Annotated in this window: 18 protein-coding genes and 1 tRNA gene; 5 read left to right on the top strand and 14 right to left on the bottom strand. The window is 72.8% G+C overall.

Annotation, left to right across the window (positions count from 1 at the left end):
* Window positions 1-143: 143 nt before the first annotated feature.
* From BIV57_RS12545 to BIV57_RS12535, 3 genes are all read right to left on the bottom strand, one after another.
* On the bottom strand, window positions 144-1601 hold the full coding sequence (locus BIV57_RS12545; protein WP_071656838.1) for a peptidoglycan D,D-transpeptidase FtsI family protein: 1458 nt from the start codon (window positions 1599-1601) through the stop codon (window positions 144-146).
* Complete coding sequence (locus BIV57_RS12540) at window positions 1601-3064, bottom strand: FtsW/RodA/SpoVE family cell cycle protein (protein WP_071656837.1); 1464 nt, start codon at window positions 3062-3064, stop codon at window positions 1601-1603. The genes BIV57_RS12545 and BIV57_RS12540 overlap by 1 nt, the downstream gene beginning before the upstream one ends.
* 175 nt (window positions 3065-3239) lie before the next feature.
* Window positions 3240-3316 (bottom strand) — tRNA-Met (locus tag BIV57_RS12535).
* Between the two features lie 82 nt (window positions 3317-3398).
* On the opposite strand from BIV57_RS12535, the gene BIV57_RS12530 reads away from it, so the two are divergent.
* Window positions 3399-3962 carry a PPA1309 family protein gene (locus BIV57_RS12530; protein WP_071656836.1) on the top strand — a complete coding sequence of 188 codons (564 nt, stop codon included), beginning with the start codon at window positions 3399-3401 and terminating at the stop codon, window positions 3960-3962.
* A gap of 66 nt (window positions 3963-4028) precedes the next feature.
* Here the strand turns inward: BIV57_RS12530 and BIV57_RS12525 are convergent, their stop codons facing one another.
* The 4 genes from BIV57_RS12525 to BIV57_RS12515 form a co-directional block, all read right to left on the bottom strand.
* Window positions 4029-5093 (bottom strand): YlbL family protein, encoded by a 1065-nt coding sequence (locus BIV57_RS12525; RefSeq protein WP_071656835.1) that lies wholly within the window; start codon window positions 5091-5093, stop codon window positions 4029-4031.
* A 72-nt stretch (window positions 5094-5165) separates the two neighbouring features.
* A complete protein-coding gene (locus BIV57_RS25150; protein WP_175548740.1) occupies window positions 5166-5342 on the bottom strand; it encodes a hypothetical protein in 177 nt (58 codons plus the stop codon).
* 222 nt (window positions 5343-5564) lie between these two features.
* Entirely contained in the window at window positions 5565-6011 is a 447-nt protein-coding gene (locus BIV57_RS12520; protein ID WP_071656834.1) for a molybdenum cofactor biosynthesis protein MoaE, read from the bottom strand.
* Between the two features lie 22 nt (window positions 6012-6033).
* A complete protein-coding gene (locus BIV57_RS12515) occupies window positions 6034-7149 on the bottom strand; it encodes an NAD-dependent epimerase/dehydratase family protein (protein ID WP_071656833.1) in 1116 nt (371 codons plus the stop codon).
* A gap of 128 nt (window positions 7150-7277) precedes the next feature.
* On the opposite strand from BIV57_RS12515, the gene BIV57_RS12510 reads away from it, so the two are divergent.
* Window positions 7278-8849 (top strand): zinc-dependent metalloprotease, encoded by a 1572-nt coding sequence (locus tag BIV57_RS12510; protein ID WP_245797606.1) that lies wholly within the window; start codon window positions 7278-7280, stop codon window positions 8847-8849.
* A gap of 83 nt (window positions 8850-8932) precedes the next feature.
* The gene (locus BIV57_RS12505) at window positions 8933-9475 is read left to right on the top strand and encodes an NUDIX hydrolase (RefSeq protein ID WP_071656832.1); all 543 of its coding nucleotides are present in this window, start codon (window positions 8933-8935) and stop codon (window positions 9473-9475) included.
* Between the two features lie 3 nt (window positions 9476-9478).
* Here BIV57_RS12505 and BIV57_RS12500 read toward each other — a convergent pair whose 3' ends face one another.
* Complete coding sequence (locus tag BIV57_RS12500; protein WP_107409554.1) at window positions 9479-10039, bottom strand: M48 metallopeptidase family protein; 561 nt, start codon at window positions 10037-10039, stop codon at window positions 9479-9481.
* A gap of 333 nt (window positions 10040-10372) precedes the next feature.
* On the opposite strand from BIV57_RS12500, the gene BIV57_RS12495 reads away from it, so the two are divergent.
* Window positions 10373-11701: an ABC1 kinase family protein gene (locus BIV57_RS12495; RefSeq protein ID WP_071656830.1), complete on the top strand. Its 1329-nt coding sequence runs from the start codon at window positions 10373-10375 to the stop codon at window positions 11699-11701.
* Between the two features lie 99 nt (window positions 11702-11800).
* Here the strand turns inward: BIV57_RS12495 and BIV57_RS12490 are convergent, their stop codons facing one another.
* The 4 genes from BIV57_RS12490 to BIV57_RS12475 form a co-directional block, all read right to left on the bottom strand.
* Window positions 11801-12151: a hypothetical protein gene (locus BIV57_RS12490; RefSeq protein WP_071656849.1), complete on the bottom strand. Its 351-nt coding sequence runs from the start codon at window positions 12149-12151 to the stop codon at window positions 11801-11803.
* Between the two features lie 14 nt (window positions 12152-12165).
* Window positions 12166-12453, bottom strand: coding sequence for a WhiB family transcriptional regulator (locus BIV57_RS12485; RefSeq protein ID WP_071656829.1), 288 nt, complete (start codon window positions 12451-12453; stop codon window positions 12166-12168).
* 251 nt (window positions 12454-12704) lie between these two features.
* Window positions 12705-13004 carry a hypothetical protein gene (locus BIV57_RS12480; protein ID WP_071656828.1) on the bottom strand — a complete coding sequence of 100 codons (300 nt, stop codon included), beginning with the start codon at window positions 13002-13004 and terminating at the stop codon, window positions 12705-12707.
* Window positions 13005-13195: 191 nt separating this feature from the next.
* On the bottom strand, window positions 13196-15418 hold the full coding sequence (locus BIV57_RS12475) for an ATP-dependent DNA helicase UvrD2 (RefSeq protein ID WP_071656827.1): 2223 nt from the start codon (window positions 15416-15418) through the stop codon (window positions 13196-13198).
* A gap of 121 nt (window positions 15419-15539) precedes the next feature.
* Between BIV57_RS12475 and BIV57_RS12470 the strand changes: the two genes are divergently transcribed.
* A complete protein-coding gene (locus BIV57_RS12470; protein WP_071656826.1) occupies window positions 15540-15797 on the top strand; it encodes a glutaredoxin family protein in 258 nt (85 codons plus the stop codon).
* Here BIV57_RS12470 and nudC read toward each other — a convergent pair whose 3' ends face one another.
* The gene (nudC, locus tag BIV57_RS12465; RefSeq protein WP_071656825.1) at window positions 15798-16817 is read right to left on the bottom strand and encodes an NAD(+) diphosphatase; all 1020 of its coding nucleotides are present in this window, start codon (window positions 16815-16817) and stop codon (window positions 15798-15800) included. It abuts the gene before it with no gap.
* Window positions 16818-16833: 16 nt separating this feature from the next.
* Window positions 16834-17937 (bottom strand): PD-(D/E)XK nuclease family protein (locus BIV57_RS12460; RefSeq protein ID WP_175548741.1); only part of this gene is annotated, 1104 nt, incomplete at its 5' end.

The following is a 17937-nucleotide window of genomic DNA, read 5'->3' as shown; positions in this document are numbered from 1 at the left end:
GACATTGCGACAGAGAGACTCGCACGGCTCACTCGTTCGGCCTAGCTGCCTCTCCCCGCAGGGACGCTGATGCGGTGTCAACCGTTCCAGATGAGCGTCAACGGCTGATCAACGGATGGATCAACGGGCGGGCCAACGGGCCGTCAGCCGTTGAGGACGGCCTCCATCACGGCCTTCGCCACCGGCGCGGCCAGCCCGCCGCCGCTGATGTCCGCGCGGTTGGCGGAGCCGTCCTCGACGATCACCGCCACCGCCACCGGCGACTCCGCGCCCGCCGAGGGCTTGGCATAGGAGACGAACCACGCGTAGGGCGTCGCCACATTGTTCTCGCCGTGCTGCGCGGTGCCCGTCTTGCCGCCCACCACCGCGCCGCTGATCTGCGCGTTCGTGCCGGTGCCGGAGTTCACCACGTCCTGCATCATCGACTGCATCTCGGAGGCCGTCGAGGAGTCCATCACCTGGTGGTAGGTGGACGCCGAGGTCGAGCTGACGGTCCGTCCGTCCGAGGTGGCGAGCTTGTCCAGCAGCTGCGGACGCTCCAGGTTGCCCCCGTCGGCGACCGCCGCCGCGACCATCGCCATCTGCAGCGGCGTCGCGGTGTCCGAGCCCTGGCCGATGCCGCTCAGCGCCACCTGCGAGGGGTAGTCCACCTTGGGGTAGAGGCTCTGCGCGACCCGGACGGGCATGTCGAGCGCGGCGTCGTTGAAGCCGAAGGCGTTCGCCGTCTCCCGCATCCGCGACTGGCCGACGTCCACCGCGAGATGGGCGAAGACGGTGTTGCAGGACTTCTCCAGCGCCACCCGCAGCGAGGCGTTCTTGCAGCCGCCCGCCTCGTTGGTCAGCTTCGTCGAGGTGCCGGGCAGGGTGTACGGGTCCGGGGTGTCGGTGGCGGCGTCGATGTCGGTGACGACGCCGCTCTGCAGCGCCGCCACCGCGGTGACGATCTTGAAGGTGGAGCCGGGCGGATAGGTCTCCCGGATCGCCCGGTTGAGCATCGGCTTGGCCGGATCGGCGTTCAGCGCCTTCCACGCCTGCTCGGAGGCGGAGTCGGTGCCGGCGAACCGCCCGGGGTCGTAGGAGGGGCTGGTGACCAGCGCCAGGATGTGCCCGTTGCGCGGGTCGATCGCCGCCACCGCGCCCTTCTTGCCGCCCAGCGCCTGGTACGCGGCGCGCTGCGCCTTGCCGTTGATGGCGGTGAAGACGTTGCCGCCGGGGTTCTGCTTGCGCGTCAGCTCGGCCCAGAGGCTGGAGCGGCTGAGCCGCGGGTCGGTGCCGGCCAGCACGTCGTCCTCGACGCCCTCCAGCAGGCCGGTGCCGTAGGCCTGGGAGGCATAGCCGGTGACGGGCGACCAGAGCGGGCCGTCGGTGTAGGTGCGCTCGTACTTCAGCTGGCCGGTGGTCGCCCTGGAGCCGGTGACGGTGTTGCCGTCCACCAGGATGTTGCCGCGCGGCCGGCTGTAGCGGGCGATGGTCTGGCGGCGGTTGGCGGGGTTGTCGTCCAGCGAGTTCGCCTGGAGGACCTGGAGGCGGGCGCAGCCCAGCAGCAGCAGGACGAGCAGCACGAGGCAGAACAGCGCGGTACGGCGGGCCGGACGCAGCATCAGTCGGCCTCCTTCCTCTCCGGCTCGGGCTCGGGCTCGGACTTTGCCCTGCGGCCCCGCCGCTTCGGCTCCTTCGACTCCTTCGGCCCCTTCGGCCCCTTCGCCGGCGGCACCATCGGCTCCAGCGGGCCGAGCGGGCCCAGCGGCACCATCGGCGCCTCCGGCCCCCGCGCATGGTCGGTGAGCTTCACCAGCAGCGCGATGATGATCCAGTTGGTGACGACCGACGAGCCGCCCTGCGCCAGGAACGGCATCGTCATGCCGGTCAGCGGGATGAGGTCGGTGACGCCGCCGGCCACCACGAACACCTGGATGGCCAGCAGCGACGCGAGGCCGATCGCCAGCAGCGTGCCGAACGGGTCGCGCACCGCCACCGCCGCCCGGTACCCGCGGCTCACCACCACCGTGTAGACCAGGAAGAGCGCGGTGAGCCCGGTGAGCCCCAGCTCCTCCCCCGCGGTGGCGAGGATGAAGTCGCTCTTCGCCGCGAACCCGATGAGGATCGAGTGCCCCAGGCCCAGCCCGGTGCCGAGCATCCCGCCGGCCGCGAAGGCGAACATCGACTGCGCCAGCTGGTTGGCGCCCAGCCCCTGCTCGATGCTGGCCAGCGGGTGCAGCCAGTCCTCCACCCGGCTGTGCACATGCGGCTCCAGCCAGCCGACCGCCACCGCGCCCACCGCGGCGAGGCCCAGGGTGATGGCGAACCAGCTACCGCGCCCGGTGGCCACGTAGAGCAGCACGATGAAGACGCCGAAGAACAGCAGCGACATGCCCAGGTCGGTCTCGGCGACCAGCACCAGCACGCTGACCAGCCAGATCAGCAGGATCGGCGCCAGCACCCGGGCGCTGGGGAACTGGAACCGCCAGATCTTCTTGCCGGTGAGGGTGAGGGTGTGCGCGCGGGTGGCGAGATAGCCGGAGAAGAAGACGGTCAGCAGGATCTTGGTGAACTCGCCGGGCTGGAAGCTGAGCGGCCCGAGCCGCACCCAGATCCGGGCGCCGTAGGTGGCCGGGAAGAACATCGGCAGCACCAGCAGCAGGATGGCCAGCACCGCGAAGATGTAGGTGTAGCGCTGCAGATGGCGGTAGTCCTTGAGGAAGACCACCACCACGATGAAGAACAGCACCCCCAGCGCCGACCAGAGCATCTGGGTGCCGGCCGCCTGCGAGCTCGGCGTCTCCAGGTCGAGCCGGGCGATCAGCACCAGGCCGAGGCCGTTGAGCAGGACGGCGGCCGGCAGCAGCAGCGGGTCGGCGTAGCGCGCCCGCCACCAGACGAAGCCGTGCGCGATCAGCGCGAGCACCCCGAGGCCCACCACGTTGCGGACGGTGTCGGGCGGCGGGCTGCCGTCCCGGTTGGTGCCGATCTGGATGTAGCCGAAGGCGGCGATGCCGACCGCGAAGAGCAGCAGGAACAGTTCGACGATCCGCCGCGAGCGCGGCGCGCCAGGCGTCGTTGCCACCGTCCGCCCTCCAGAGCCGGTACCGCACCCGAAACACCGTCAATCTAGTCGTACAGGGCGGAGTTCGCTTGTCAGGCATAGCGGGGCATACGGGGGAAACGTGACGCAGGGGGCGCGATGTGTACGGGAGACATGCCGAAGGCCCCTCCCGGAAATCCGGAAGGGGCCTTCGGTGTGGTAGCGGGGACAGGATTTGAACCTGCGACCTCTGGGTTATGAGCCCAGCGAGCTACCGAGCTGCTCCACCCCGCGTCGTTGTGATCAGTACTCTACACACCCGCGGCCCGGGATGCCAAACGCCTTTCCCGCGTCGCCGGTTTGGCAGGATACGGGCATGCCCGAGACTCCGAACCCGCCCGCCGCCTCGCCCCTCACCCGTGCCGCCCTGGAGATCGACCGCTATGCGGCCGGCCTCGGGTGGGACGCCCCGGCGCGGCTCTTCGCCCTGGTCGACACCGCGCGGCTGCGCACCGAGGCGCCCGGCCTCGCCGAGCGCCTCGGCCTGGACGGGGACGGCGAGGGCGCCGCCGCGGGCGCCGCGCTGACGCCGATCCTCCAGGACGAGCTGCCGGCGGACCGTCCGCTCGACGAGTTCCTGGCCACCATCGCCTGGCCGGACTCGGTGACGGGCTGCGCGCTCACCGTCGAGCGGCTGATGCTGCCGCCGGACGGCGAGCGGCAGATGCCGAAGGAGCTCGCCGACGACCCCGCGGCGCTCGCCGAGTGGGCGGCCGGGCACCCCGACCGCCAGGAGGTCCGGATGACGGTGGCCGTGCTGCGCGGCGGCGGTCAGGAGGCGGCGCTGCGGCTGCGCGCGAAGGACTCCGAGCGCGAGGTCCTCACCGGCAAGGACCTCGTCCCGGGCCTCGCCGAGGCGCTGCTGGCGACGTTCGACTGACGCGCCCCGAAGGGGCGCGGGGCACGGTGCGAGCGAGCCGGGACCACCGCGAACGGGCGATGAACGTTACTTCTGGCACTGCGTCAGCGCGCCGGCGTCGCCGCTGCGGATCGCCTTCAGCGCGGTCATCGCGTTGTCGAGCGTGCCGACCTTGACGAGCGTCAGCCCGTCCGGCTTCGCGTCGGCCGCGGCCGCGCAGTTGCCTGCCGGGGTGAGGAAGTACTGCGCCCCGGCCCGGCGGGCGGCGATGATCTTCATGGTGATGCCGCCGATCTCGCCGACCGTGCCGTTGTCGTCGATCGTCCCGGTGCCGGCGATGAACTTGCCGCCCGTCAGGTTCGTCGGCTGCAGCTTGTCGATGAGCCCGAGGGAGAACATCAGCCCCGCGCTCGGCCCGCCGACGTCCGCCAGCTTGATGTTGATGTCGAACGGATAGGTGTGGCTCTCGCCGGGGGTGATGCCCACGATCGCCCGCCCGCCGTCCGGCGCCTTGGCGGTCTTGACCGAAACCGTCTTCTCCGGGGCGTCCTTCTTCTCCGCGCCGTCGGGGCGGATGGTGAAGCGCACGGCCCCGCCCGGCTTGTGCTTGGTGATGTAGGCGGCGACCTGCGAGGTCTCGGTGACCTTGTGCCCGTCGACGGCCACGATCGCGTCGCCCGCGTTGAGCTTGCCGTCCGCCGGCTCGCCGTTGACCACCGACTTGACGATGATCTGGGTGCCCACCGGGATCCCCAGCTCCTTGAGCGCCGCGGTCTTCGCGCTCTCCTGGGAGTCCTGGAACTCCTCGGCGTTCTGCTGGTTGATCTCCTTGGTGGACAGGTTGGACGGGTAGAGCACCTTCTTGGGCACCACGTCCGCGTCAGTCTGCAGCCAGCCGCGCACCGCCTCGAAGAGGTCCATCCGGTAGTCCTGACCGGTGACCTGCACGGTCGTCATATTGAGGTTGCCGGACGTCGGATACGTCCGGTGTCCGGAGATCTGCAGCACCTCGGTCTTGCCGTCCTTGCCGAGGGTGTTGACCGTCGGGCCCGGACCCATCTCCGCGTACGGCACCGGGATGAGCGCGGTGACGCCGAGAAGCACGACGAGGACGATGACGGAGGCGAGCAGGGTCGCGGTGCGCCGGGGCATGACCGCAGCCTATTGGACGCGCCATAAACGGGCTGTCCGGGGCGGGGGCACCCCGCCCCGGCCCTGCGGGGGCTACTCGCCGCCGCTGCCCTTGCGCATCGCCTGCTGGAAGCGCTCGTACCCGGCCAGGGACGAGCCGTCCCCGGTGGAGCGGCCGCGCCCGGCCCAGACGCTCCACACGACCGCCCCCAGCAGCGCAACCAGCGGAATCAGCAACCACACCAGCGACGCCACTTCGACCTCCCTCATCCCAAGGCCACTTGCCCCTGCCGCCGCGTAGAACGGCCCGGCGGCCGTTCAGGTTACGTGGCAAGGGGGTGTTCGGCTTGTATGAGAATCTACCCGGCAGGCGGACCGGAATGTTCCGGCCGGAGCGACACCACCTGATCGGCCGTCAGCCGCCCTCCCGGCAGGATCCCACCCGTCCTCCCTGCCCGCCAACGGGCGGAAGGGGCCATGCCGCGGCCGGCCTCAGCCGCAGGCGCCGACCCACTCCTCCGTGCCGTCCGCGAAGAGCTGGTGCTTCCAGATGGGGACCTCGTGCTTGAGGTCGTCGATGAGCATCCGGCAGGCGTCGAAGGCCTCGCCGCGGTGCGGGCAGGCGACCGCCACCACCACCGCGAGCTCGCCGATCTCCAGCCGGCCGGTGCGGTGGACCGCGGCCAGCGCCGTCACCGGGTGCTTCACCGCCACCCGTTCGGCGACGCGGCGCAGCTCCGCCTCCGCGGAGGGATGCGCCGAGTACTCCAGCGCCGTGACGGCGCGCCCCTCGTCGTCGTCCCGCACCGTGCCGATGAAGACGGCGATGCCGCCCGCCGCCGGATCGGCGACCGCCTCGCGCACCTCGTCCACCGACAGCGCCCCGTCCCGCAGCGCCAGCAGCCTGATCGCGTTCTGAACCTGAGCCATGCCGCACATTGTGCCGCGCCCCGCCGACGGCTCAGCCGCGGCGTCGGCGCCGCGCCCGGATGTACGCGGCGGTGCCGACCAGCGCGGCCGTCGCGCCCGCCGCGCCCAGCGTCGTCGCCGCGTCCTTCTTGCCCAGCCGGCGGGCCGCCACCGCGTGGTGGCCCTGGACCTGCTCCAGCAGCTCCGCCAGCGCCTCCTCGTTGCTGCGCGTCGGCCGCCAGCCCGCCTCGTGGAGCCGGCTGCCCGACACCACCCACGGATACATCGTGTAGGCGAGGTCCGCCGCCGGCGCCGGGGTGATGCCGAGCCGGTGCAGCCGGTCCGCCGCGCCGAGCGCCAGCGACTCCGGCAGCTCCATCCGGCGCATCCCCGACAGCTGCTCGACCTCCTCCTGCTCCAGCCAGCCGTCGCAGCCGACCGTCACCTCGCCCTCCACCTTGCCCAGCGCCGCCGCCTCCAGCGCCGACGCCAGGTCGTCCAGGTGGCAGAACTGCCAGCAGGGCCGCGAGCCGGAGACCACCAGGAGCCGGGGCGCCTCGAAGTGCCGGGTCAGGACGGTGTCCACGCCGTCGCCGACGACGACCGCCGGGCGCAGCACCGTCACCGACAGCCCTGGGTGGGCGCGGGGCGCGCGCCGGCCCAGCCGCTCCACCTCCAGCAGGTCGCCGACGAGCGAGCCGTCCTCCACCGCGCGCAGCGGCGCGTCCTCGGCGAGCGGCACGTCGTTGTCCGGGAGCGCGCCGTAGACCATCGCCGAGGTGCACAGCACCACCCGCGGCACGCCCGAGGCGGCCGCGGCCGTCAGCACCGTCTGGGTGCCGCGCACGTTGTAGGCGCTGCGCGCCTTGGGGTCGGACTCCATCCCCATGTCCACGGCCAGATGGAGGACGACGTCCGCGCCCTTGAGGCGGGCGGCCAGCGCGGGGTCGCGGATGTCCAGCACGCGCCACTGCGCCCCCGGGACGTCGCCGCGCCGCTCGTCGATGGCGATCACCCGCTTGACGTCCGCGCACTCCACCAGGCGGAGAGCGGTGCGGCGGCCGATTCCGGACGCGGCACCCGTCACCGCGACGACCAGACCGGCCCCGGGGTTCGGCTCGCCGGCACCGGTCTGCCGAGAGCGAACGTCAGACGAGTGGGAACTCACCGGCTTCTCCCGTGGTTAGCTTGGGTGTGTACGCATGACACGTAGCGTCCATCCTGCCCGAGCGGCGGCCCGGCCGAGTACGGAGGCTGCCCCACCAAGCCCAGGCGTCGAGAAGCCGAGGAACTACCGTGAGCAACTTTCCCTTTGGATTCGGGCTCCCCGATGACTCCGACGACAAGCGGGGCGGAAGCGGCTCCGGCGACCACGGCTCGGACAAGGGCAACAACGAGGGAGCGGGCTCCCAGGGTTCCGGCTCGGGCGCGTCGGGTTCCTCCGGTTCCTCCGGATCCGGTTCCGGCTCGGGCGCGTCGGGGTCCGGTGCGGGCGGTTCCGGGTCCGGCTCGGGCGGTTCCGGCGGTGGCGGGAACCTGCCGTTCGGCTTCGGCGGCGCCGGCGGCTTCGACCCGTCCGACCCCAACAACCCGCTCGCCGGCCTCTTCGGCAACATGAACCCCGGCGACCTGGGCGAGGCCTTCCAGCAGCTCGGCCGGATGCTCTCCTACGAGGGCGGCCCGGTGAACTGGCAGCTCGCCAAGGACATCGCCCGCCAGACGGTCGCCGCGAGCGGCACGGACGGCAACGAGGGCGCCAAGGACCGCTCGATGGACCGCGGCGACCGCGACGCCGTCTCCGAGGCGGTCCGCCTCGCCGACCTGTGGCTGGACGGCGTCACCTCGCTCCCCGCGGGCGGCGGCAGCGCCGTGGCGTGGAGCCGCGCCGAGTGGGTCGAGGGCACCCTGGACGCCTGGAAGCAGCTGGTCGACCCGGTCGCCGAGCAGGTCGGCACCGCGATGGGCCAGGTGGTTCCGGAGGAGATGCAGGCCATGGCCGGCCCGCTGCTGAGCATGATGCGCTCGATGGGCGGCGCGATGTTCGGCGGGCAGATCGGCCAGGCGATCGGCAACCTCGCCGGCGAGGTGCTGGGCTCGACGGACGTCGGCCTGCCGCTGGCGAAGGACGGCCGGGCGGCGCTGCTGCCCGTCAACATCGAGGCGTTCGGCAAGGACCTGGGCGTGCCGGTCGAGGAGGTGCGCCTCTACCTCGCCCTGCGGGAGGCCGCGCACCAGCGGCTCTTCGTCCATGTGCCGTGGCTGCGGGCGCACCTGTTCGGCGCGGTGGAGAGCTACGCGCAGGGCATCAAGGTGGACAGCCAGAAGCTGGAGGACATGGTCGGCAACCTCGACCCGTCCCACCCCGAGGCGCTGCAGGAGGCGCTCCAGCAGGGCATGTTCCAGCCGGAGGACACGCCGCAGCAGAAGGCGGCGCTGGCCCGGCTGGAGACAGCGCTGGCCCTCGTCGAGGGCTGGGTGGACGCGGTCGTCCATGAGGCCGCGAAGGGCCGGCTGGCGTCGGCGGACGCGCTGCGCGAGACGCTGCGGCGGCGGCGCGCCACCGGTGGTCCGGCGGAGCAGACGTTCGCCACCCTGATCGGGCTGGAGCTGCGGCCGCGGCGGCTGCGGGACGCGTCGCGGCTGTGGGCGTCGCTCGCGGACGCGCGCGGCGCGGAGGGCCGGGACGCGCTGTGGAACCACCCGGACATGCTGCCGACGCCCGAGGACCTGGACGACCCGGACGGGTTCGTGCACCGGGAGGACGCGGGCGGGGAGATCGACTTCTCCGAGCTGGACCGGATGCTCGGCGAGAACGGCGACGGGAACGGCGACGGGGACGGGAAGGACGACGGGCCCTCGTCGAAGTAGCCGTCGGTGCGGCGCGCTGCTGCCGCCCCTTCGCTCCGCGGCGCCCCGCCCGGACGGCTTTCGCCGTCCGTAGGGTGGGGCGCATGGTGACTTCACTGCACGGGGACGCGGTACGGGTGTTGACGGAGTGGGACGCGCCGGACGACCGGCAGCACGGGCTGCGCGAGGAGTACCTCGCCCACCTCGCCGCGCACCCCGGGGGGATGTACCGGGAGAACCCCGGGGCCCATCTGACGGCCAGCGCGCTGGTGGTCTCCGCGGAGGGCGACCGGGTGCTGCTGACGCTCCACCGCAAGCTGCGGATGTGGCTGCAGACCGGCGGCCACTGCGAGCCGGCGGACGCCACCCTCGCGGGGGCGGCGCTGCGGGAGGCGGTCGAGGAGTCCGGCATCCCGGGGCTGGCGCTGCGCGCGCCCGCGCCGCTGGTGCTCGACGCCCATCAGGTGCCGCGCTGCGGGCGCCACCTCGACGCCCAGTACGTCGCCGTCGCCCCGCCCGGTGCGGAGCCGGCAGTCAGCGAGGAGTCGGTGGACGTCCGCTGGTTCCCCGCCGACGCGCTCCCGTCCGACACGGACGACTCCGTGCGGCGGCTCGTCGAGGCGGCCGTCGCCCGGCCTTCGGCGTAGGCCTCAGCGCTTCTGCGGGGGGAGCCTGGGCCCCGCGACGACCCCTTCGAGGTACCCGCGGGCGCGCTCGGTGCGGGGGTAGGGCTCCAGAAGCTTCCAGAAGCGGGGCCCGTGGCCCGGCTCCAGGAGGTGGGCCAGCTCGTGCAGCAGCACGTAGTCGACCACGTACTCGGGCATGCCCTGGAGGCGGTGCGAGAGGCGGATGCTGCCCTCGGAGGGGGTGCAACTCCCCCACCGGGTGTTCTGGTTGGTCACCCAGCGCACCTGGCTGGGCACCGCGCGTCCCCCGAGGTACTGCTCGGACAGGAGCCCGGCGCGCTCGGCCAGCTCCTCGTCGCCCATCAGCCGGCGGCTCTCCTGGGCCTCCAGCTTGTCGAGCATGGTGGCGACCCAGCGGCGCTCCTCCGCCGCGGACATCCGCGCGGGGATCAGCACGACGGTGCGCTCGCCGTCCCGGTAGGCGGACACGGTCCGTCGCCGGCGCGCACTGCGCCGCACTTCCACATCCCCGGGGCGGGCCTGCACCGGCGTCGGGGGCGCTCCCGCGGCGGCTGCCGCGCGCACGCGCTTCCGCGACGCCGAACGAGGAGAATCCTGGTCGGCTGCCACCCGTTGACGGTACCTGTGAGTGCTCGGCAAAGTCTCTCCCTCAGCCAAGGAAAATGGCGTAGGTCACTCTCACAACGCCCATGAAAACATGGGAATATCAGGACATGGCGGGGCAGATCGACCGTCGATTTTTTGCCTGTACTCCGACACCGCCAACCGCCCCGCGGCCACAACCGCGCCCCTCCCGCACATCCGTGCGCGCGGTGCCGCCCGGGTCCCCCGAGGGGTGACCATGGAAGCGAATGGGAAGATGCCAGCAGCGCGCGTCGGGGCCCCGGGAGGACAACCGTGAACGACCTGCCACGCAAGGCGGTGTCCCGCACCGTCAAGCTCGCCACCCTGCCGCTCGGCTTCGCCGGCCGGGCGACGCTCGGGATCGGCAAGCGGATCGGCGGGCGCTCCGCCGAGATCGTCGCCACCGAACTGCAGCAGCGGACCGCCGAGCAGCTGTTCAAGGTGCTGGGCGAGCTGAAGGGCGGGGCGATGAAGTTCGGGCAGGTGCTGTCCGTCTTCGAGGCCGCCCTGCCGGAGAGCCTCGCCGGGCCCTATCGCGAGGCGCTCACGCGCCTCCAGGACGCCGCGCCGCCGATGCCCGCGGCCAGCGTCGACAAGGTCCTCACCGAGTCGCTGGGCGCGGACTGGCGCGATCTGTTCGACGAGTTCGACGACCGGCCGGCGGCGGCCGCGTCCATCGGCCAGGTGCACCGGGCGGTGTGGCACGACGGCACCGAGGTCGCGGTGAAGGTCCAGTACCCGGGGGCCGGCCCCGCGCTCGTCTCGGACCTCAACCAGCTCTCCCGGGTCTCCTGGCTCTTCGGACGGCTGGTGCCGGGGATGGACGTCAAGCCGCTCATCGCCGAGCTGCGCAGCCGGATCACCGAGGAGCTCGACTACGAGCTGGAGGCCGAGGCCCAGCAGGCGCACGCCGACGAGTTCGCCGACGACGACCGGATCGTGGTGCCGAACGTGGTCGCGCAGGCCGACTGCGTGCTGGTCTCGGAGTGGCTGGAGGGCCGCCCGCTGTCGGACGTGCTGGCGCACGGCACCGTCGCGGAGCGGGACGCCGCCGGCGAGCTGCTGGTGCACTTCCTCTTCGCCGGACCGGCGCGCACCGGGATGCTGCACGCGGATCCGCACCCCGGGAACTTCCGGCTGCTGGGCGATCCGGACCGGCCGGAGGAGTGGCGGCTGGGGGTGATGGACTTCGGCACCGTCGACCGGCTGCCGGACGGGCTGCCCGAGCCGATCGGGGTGGCGCTGCGGCTGGCCCTGGAGGGCGACGCGGAATCGGTGCTGGACCTGCTGCGCGGCGAGGGGTTCGTCAAGCCGTCCATCGAGCTGGACGCGGACGCCGTGCTCGACTGGCTGCTGCCGATCATCGAGCCGGCGCGCGTGGAGGAGTTCGAGTTCACCCGGGAGTGGATGCGGGCGCAGGCGGGGCGGATCGCGGATCCGCGATCGCCCGCCTACGACCTGGGGCGGCAGATGAACCTGCCGCCGTCGTATCTGCTGATCCACCGGGTCACGCTGAGCACCATCGGCGTCCTGTGCCAGCTGGGCGCTCGCGCGCGGTTTCGGGCCGAGGCCGAGGAGTGGCTGCCCGGCTTCGCGGAGTGATCCGGCTTCGCCGGGTGACCCGCTGCCCCGGTGACGCGGCTCTGCCCCGGCACCCCGTCCGCCCGCCGATGCGGGCGAAGGGGGTGCCGGGGCGAGGCGTTACTGGCCGAGGGCGACCACGAGGGCCGCGGCCTTGCGGGCCTTCAGGCCCGCCCGCTCGGCACGCCGGCGCAGGCGCTCGGCGCGCTGCACGCGCCGAGCGAGGCGTTGGTGCTCCGCCTCGCGGATTCGCTCGGCCATCTGCGCCCTGGCCAGGGCTTCGTGCAAGAGTTGCAAGTTACGGCTCCTGATCTGTTCGGTTCCTGCGGTAGGCACGTCGTAGACGTACTGGCTCATCGGTTCCTGCTCTCGTTCCTTGGCCGCGTTCGCGAGATGCCGGGAGGGGAACTCCGGGCGTGCGGCGGCGAGTTGGCGGACGTCCCGCTGAAGCGGGCTCAGCTGAGTGCGCATCACTGGCCCCGTTCTCAGATCTGCTCGACGGGCAGCGGGTGCTTGCGCGGACGCCCCCGCGGCCGCTTCCGGGCCACGACGACACCCTGGACGAAGAGCTCACCGCCCCAGACACCCCACGGCTCGCGCCGGTCGAGGGCGCCCTGGAGGCAGGCGGCCTTCACGGGGCAGGTGGTGCAGAGGGCCTTCGCGTACTCGACGTCCTGCGGCGTCTCGGCGAAGAAGACCTCGGGGTCGTGGGAGCGGCACGGGAGGTCCAGCTCCTCGACGTGCTCGACGTCCTCGAACACGGTGATCTGCATGGGGAGACCTTCCTTGGTGGAGGCGAGTTGACGACCTGCGGTCGGGGGGTGGGCGGGCTCCGGTCGGGAGCCGGGTGCCTGGTTTCCGCCGTTCTCGGTCACGAGCTCTTCGTCCTCTTCGTCGTCTTCGTCTTCGTCGTCTGTGCTGCTGGGACCCGCCGCGCCGCGCCCAAACGCTGCGCCCAAACGAAAGGGCCGCGAATCCCGATGCGGGATTCGCGGCCCTGGAGAGCTTCGGACCTGAAGGTGCTTCAGGTTCGTTCTCGCCAGGGTCGGTTCCCGCGGCCCCTCAGGACGAGGGACATCTCGGAGCCAAAGCCACCCATGACAACACCGGTGCCCATGCCATCGCTGCCATTGCGGCGGGCACGGTCCTGGATGTGGCCCTGCTCCTGGTGGTTGCGCTGCTCGTTCGCACGACGTGCCGAGGCATACGTCGCCCGCTCGCGCCATTCCGGCGTGGGCAGGAGAATCGCGGCCTTCGGGCAGGCGGCACCGGCAGCTCCGGCCAGTTTGTCGCTGGTGATCGAGAAGATCTTGATGCTTGCCATGTTCTCCGCCTCCCTTCGGCGCGTGCGGGGGCTGACTTGCGATCAGCCCCGGTGGACGTTTCGACTGTAGGTTAGTGCGGTCTTCGAGAACCGCGCAAACCATTTTTGACCTGCGGATTTGCAGTGAACTTGCGCCCCGTCGGCCTACAACGCCGACCCCCGGTCGCTGGTGTCCCCTACCACCGCGTGCATCAAGTATCGGTACGGGCGCCCTCTGAGTCCAGGGCATCCGAGGTATCGGTCGTGTCACCGGCGTCACACTCCTGTGACTCGGGCGACTCGGGCGACTCCGATCCCCCCGTGCACAGCGTCAGGACGTCCTCCGCGTACTGGTCGAGCTTGGCCGGGCCGACGCCCGGGATCTCCGCCAACTGCCGGATCTCGGTGGGCCGCGACTCGGCGATCGCCATCAGGGTGGCGTCGGTGAAGACCACGTACGCGGGGACGCTGCGGGCCCGGGCCAGATCGCCGCGCCACTCGCGGAGCCGCTCGAAGAGGCCCTCGTCCATCGTCGAGGGGCAGTCGGAGCAGCGGCGCAGCTTGCGCTCGCGGGCGTCGGAGAGCGCCGAGCCGCAGACCCGGCAGCGCACCGGGCCGCGCTTGCGGCCGCCGCCCGCCGCACCGGCGCCGGAGCGGCCCTTGGCGCCGCCGCCCGGACGGGCGGTGGAGCCGGGGCGCAGCCCGTCGAGGAACCGGCAGGGCACCCGGCTGCCGCGGCCGCCCGGGGTGCGCGTCGTCCACCACGACAGGTGCAGATGGCGGCGGGCCCGGGTGACGCCGACGTAGAGCAGCCGGCGCTCCTCCTCCAGGGCCTCGTCCGTCTTGGCGTAGGTGATCGGCATCATGCCCTCGGAGAGGCCGACGAGGAACACCGCGTCCCACTCCAGGCCCTTGGCGGCGTGCAGCGAGGCGAGGGTGACGCCCTCCACCGTGGGCGCGTGCTGCAGATTGGCGCGGGCGTCCAGCTCGGCGGTGAACTCGCCCAGCCCGGCACCCGGGTTGGCGGACGCGAACTCGGCGGCGAGCCGGGCGACGGCCGAGAGCGACTCCCACCGCTCGCGGACCGAGCCGGAGCCGGACGGCGGCTCGGCCGTCAGCCCGCGCTTGGCGAGGACGGCCCGCACCTGCGTCTCCAGCGGATCGGCGGAGGTGGCGGCGAGGCCCGTCCAGTCTCCGCTGCGGGCCTGGCCGCCGAGGAGCACCCGGGCCTCGCGGACCTCGGCGCGCTCGAAGAACCGCTCGGCGCCGCGCATCTGGACGGCGAGCCCGAGATCGGCGAGCGCCTGCTCGTACACCTCCGACTGGGCGTTGGTGCGGAAGAGCACGGCGATCTCGCTGGCCTTGGTGCCGCTGTTGACGAGGTCGCGGATGCGGTGCGCGACGGCCTCGGCCTCGGCGGGCTCGTCGGCGTACTCGGTGAAGACCGGCTCGGGGCCGGCCTCGGTCTGCGCGATCAGCTCCAGCCGGTGCGCGGCGGCCTCGCCGCTCGCCTGGGCGAGCAGCCCGTTGGCGAGGTGGACGACCTGCGGGGTGGAGCGGTAGTCGCGGACCAGCTTGACCACCTCGGCGTCGGGGTGGCGGGCCCGGAAGTCGAGGAGGAAGCGGGGGGTGGCGCCGGTGAAGGAGTAGATCGTCTGGCTGGCGTCGCCCACCACGCAGAGGTTCTGCCGGTCTCCCAGCCACAGCTCCAGCAGGCGCTGCTGGAGCGGGCTGACGTCCTGGTACTCGTCGACCACCAGGTGGCGGTACTGGGAGCGGACCTGCTGGGCCACCTCGGGCACCGTCTCCAGGATGCCGACGGTGCGGAGCAGCACGTCCTCGAAGTCGATCACCCAGCGGTTGAGCTTGAGCTGCTCGTACTCGCTGTAGACGGCGGCCGTCTCGGCGGGGTCGCGGGGCGCCTCGCGGCGCAGCTTGGCGACGACGGCCGGGTAGTCCTCCGGGGCGGTCTGGGTGACCTTGGACCACTCGATCTCGGCGGTGAGGTCGCGCAGTTCGGGGCGGGAGAGCCGGATGCCGCAGCGGCTCGCCGCCTCGGCGACGTACTGCACCTTGCGCTCCACGATGCGGGGCGGCTCGCCGCCGACCGCGCGCCCCCAGAAGTACTGCAGCTGGCGCAGCGCGGCGGAGTGGAAGGTGCGGGCCTGGACGCCCTCCGCGCCGAGGGTGCGCAGCCGGCCGCGCATCTCGCCGGCCGCGCGGGTCGTGAACGTCACCGCGAGGACCTGCTGCGGCACCATGGCGCCGGTGCGGACGCCGTAGGCGATGCGGTGGGTGATGGCCCGCGTCTTGCCGGTGCCGGCGCCGGCGAGCACGCAGACGGGACCGTGCAGGGCCGTTGCCACGGCGCGCTGCTCGGGGTCGAGGGCATCGAGGATCTGGTCGGCGGCGAGTGTTGCGTCCACGCTCCTCATGCTCTCAGGTCCCGAGGACAGCGCGGGCAACAGATGCCACTTGTCCACAGGGGAAGATGGGGGCCTCCCCGCGCGTTGTGCCGATGCAGCGCCAGACCAAGGAAGACAGAAGGAGCCTCGGATGTCCGGGACCGTGACGATGTACAGCACGACGTGGTGCGGCTACTGCCGTCGCCTCAAGAGCCAGCTCGGTCGCGAGGGCATCGGCTTCGACGAGATCAACATCGAGGAGGACCCGGCCTCCGCGAAGTTCGTCGAGGAGGCCAACGGCGGCAACCAGACGGTGCCGACCGTGGTCGTCGAGCCGACCTCGGGCGGGGCGCGGGTGGTCATGACCAACCCGTCGCTCGCCCAGGTCAAGCAGGCCCTCGCGAGCTGATCAGGTGCGCGGCCGGTCGGCGCCCGGGGCGTCGATCGGCCCGCCGTACCAGATCTCCAGCAGCCGGCGCGCAATCGAGATCTTCCCCGGCAGCGAGATCTCCCCGGCCTCCACCGAGGCCTTCAGCTCGTCGCGGCTGAACCAGCGGGCGTGCGCGATCTCCTCGCCGTCCACGGTGATCTCGGTGCTGTCGGCGCGCGCCATGTAGCCGAGCATCAGGCTGCACGGGAACGGCCAGGGCTGGCTGTCCACGTACGTGGCGCTGACCACGTGCACGCCGGTCTCCTCGTGCACCTCGCGCGCGACGGCCGCCTCCAGCGGCTCCCCCGGCTCGACGAAGCCGGCGAGCGTGGAGTAGCGGCCCTCCCAGTGCTTCTGGGTGCCCAGCAGCGCCCGGTCCTGATCGTCCGTCACCAGCATGATCACCGCGGGGTCGGTGCGCGGGTAGTGCTCGGTGCCGCAGGCCGCGCAGCGCCGCACATGCCCGGCCGCGGCCGGTGCGGTGGGCTGGCCGCAGCGGGCGCAGAAGCGGTGGTTGCTGTGCCAGTTCTCCAGCGCGACGGCGTGCACCAGCAGGCCGGCGTCGCGGTCGCCGAGGGTGCCGCCGACCTCGCGCAGGCCGGCCGGGCGGGCGGCGCCGTCGAGGCGGCCGGGCAGCTCGTCCACGGCGAGGGCGAAGTAGTGGACGCCGTCGGTGTCGGTGCCCAGGAAGTAGCGGTCGCCGTCCTGGGGCGCCTCGAAGGACGGCAGCAGCACCAGCTCGGCGGCGCCGGTGCCGGCGTGGGTTCCGGTGCCGGCGGGCGCGTCGCCGTCGGGGACGTCGAGCACGAAGGCCGTCCCGTGGGAGACCACCAGCACCCGGGTGCCCGGGTTGCTCCATGCGGCCGCCAGCCAGGGCTCGTCCAACCGGTGCTCGCTGCCCCGGTCGACGCTGGAGCGGGAGAGCGCGAGGGGCGGTCGTTCGGCCTCGGCACGGGTCACGGTCACTGGGTGGTCACTTCCCCGGGTGGATGAATGCATCGCAGGCACAACTCTCTCATTCCCCGCGGTGTTCCCCGTCCAGCAGGGTGGTGAGCTCTGCCCGGTCGGGCAGCGGTTCGGGGCGGACGACTCGGCCGCTGCGGACGTAGAGGAAGGCGGCGGTGACGCGTTCCACAGGGACTCCGGCGAGCTCGGCCCAGGCGAGGCGGTAGACGGCGAGCTGCAGCGGGTCGGCGGTCTCGGTGCGGTTGGTCTTCCAGTCGACGATCTCGAAGTCGCCGGACTCCGGGTCGCGGTAGACGGCGTCGATGCGGCCGCGCAGCAGGCGGGTGCCGAGCCGCAGCTGGAAGGGCGCCTCGACGCGGTACGGGCGCAGCTCGGCGTAGGGGGTGCGGAGGAAGGCGTCCTTGAGGGCGGCGAGATCGCGGTCGTCGGTGATCTCGTCCTCGCCCTCCATGCCGGGCAGCTCCTCCGGCTCCAGCAGCGGCAGGGGCTCGAACCGCGACTCCACCCAGGCGTGGAACGCGGTCCCGCGGCGGGCGGCGGGCGAGGGCGGCCGCGGCATGGGACGCGCCAGCTCCCGTGCGAACCCGTCCGGATCGGCGGCGACGCGCAGCAGCTGGGACGCGGACAGCGTCCCGGGCAGCGGCACCTCCCGCGTCCCGCGGCGAGACCGCCGCAGCTCCTCCGCGAGCGCCGCAAGATCCCGATCCCACGCGGCGGCAATCCGCGCGGAGTCGGCATCGAGCACGGCGCCACCGGCTGCGGGGCCGACGCTGGGTGCGGCGCCGTCCGGCTCGCGCTCGGGATCCGCTCCAGCAGACGCCACCGCGTCGCTCCGCGGACGGGCCGGGCCGGAGCTGCCCGGCCGCGCCGCGTCGGAGTCTTCGCCGGCGGGGTCCCCCGCGGACGGGACGTCATCCGCAGGGCCGGCGCTGCGCGCGGCACCGGAGGAGCCGTCGGCCCCGTCGGGATCCGCTCCCGCGGACGCCACCGCGTCGGCCCGCGGACGGAACGGGCCGGAGCTGCCCGGGCGCGCCACGCCGCCGTCGTCGCCGGCGGAGCCCGACGAGCCGGAGCCACCGGGGCGCGCCGCGTCGCCCGCCGACGGGCCACCGGCTGCGGGGCCGGCGCTGGGTGCGGCGCCGTCCGGCTCGCG

This window comes from Mangrovactinospora gilvigrisea (assembly GCF_001879105.1).
GTDB classification, from domain to species: Bacteria; Actinomycetota; Actinomycetes; order Streptomycetales; family Streptomycetaceae; genus Mangrovactinospora; species Mangrovactinospora gilvigrisea.
This window is presented reverse-complemented; position numbering and strand designations above follow the sequence as displayed.

Excerpts from the sequence above, each read along its gene's own strand:
- BIV57_RS12545 (WP_071656838.1), bottom strand. The coding sequence starts at position 1,601 with ATGCTGCGTCCGGCCCGCCGTACCGCGCTGTTCTGCCTCGTGCTGCTC.
- BIV57_RS12530 (WP_071656836.1), top strand. The coding sequence starts at position 3,399 with ATGCCCGAGACTCCGAACCCGCCCGCCGCCTCGCCCCTCACCCGTGCC.
- BIV57_RS12525 (WP_071656835.1), bottom strand. The coding sequence starts at position 5,093 with ATGCCCCGGCGCACCGCGACCCTGCTCGCCTCCGTCATCGTCCTCGTC.
- BIV57_RS25150 (WP_175548740.1), bottom strand. The coding sequence starts at position 5,342 with ATGAGGGAGGTCGAAGTGGCGTCGCTGGTGTGGTTGCTGATTCCGCTG.
- BIV57_RS12520 (WP_071656834.1), bottom strand. The coding sequence starts at position 6,011 with ATGTGCGGCATGGCTCAGGTTCAGAACGCGATCAGGCTGCTGGCGCTG.
- BIV57_RS12505 (WP_071656832.1), top strand. The coding sequence starts at position 8,933 with ATGGTGACTTCACTGCACGGGGACGCGGTACGGGTGTTGACGGAGTGG.
- BIV57_RS12490 (WP_071656849.1), bottom strand. The coding sequence starts at position 12,151 with ATGCGCACTCAGCTGAGCCCGCTTCAGCGGGACGTCCGCCAACTCGCC.
- BIV57_RS12485 (WP_071656829.1), bottom strand. The coding sequence starts at position 12,453 with ATGCAGATCACCGTGTTCGAGGACGTCGAGCACGTCGAGGAGCTGGAC.
- BIV57_RS12480 (WP_071656828.1), bottom strand. The coding sequence starts at position 13,004 with ATGGCAAGCATCAAGATCTTCTCGATCACCAGCGACAAACTGGCCGGA.
- BIV57_RS12475 (WP_071656827.1), bottom strand. The coding sequence starts at position 15,418 with ATGAGGAGCGTGGACGCAACACTCGCCGCCGACCAGATCCTCGATGCC.
- BIV57_RS12470 (WP_071656826.1), top strand. The coding sequence starts at position 15,540 with ATGTCCGGGACCGTGACGATGTACAGCACGACGTGGTGCGGCTACTGC.
- nudC (WP_071656825.1), bottom strand. The coding sequence starts at position 16,817 with ATGCATTCATCCACCCGGGGAAGTGACCACCCAGTGACCGTGACCCGT.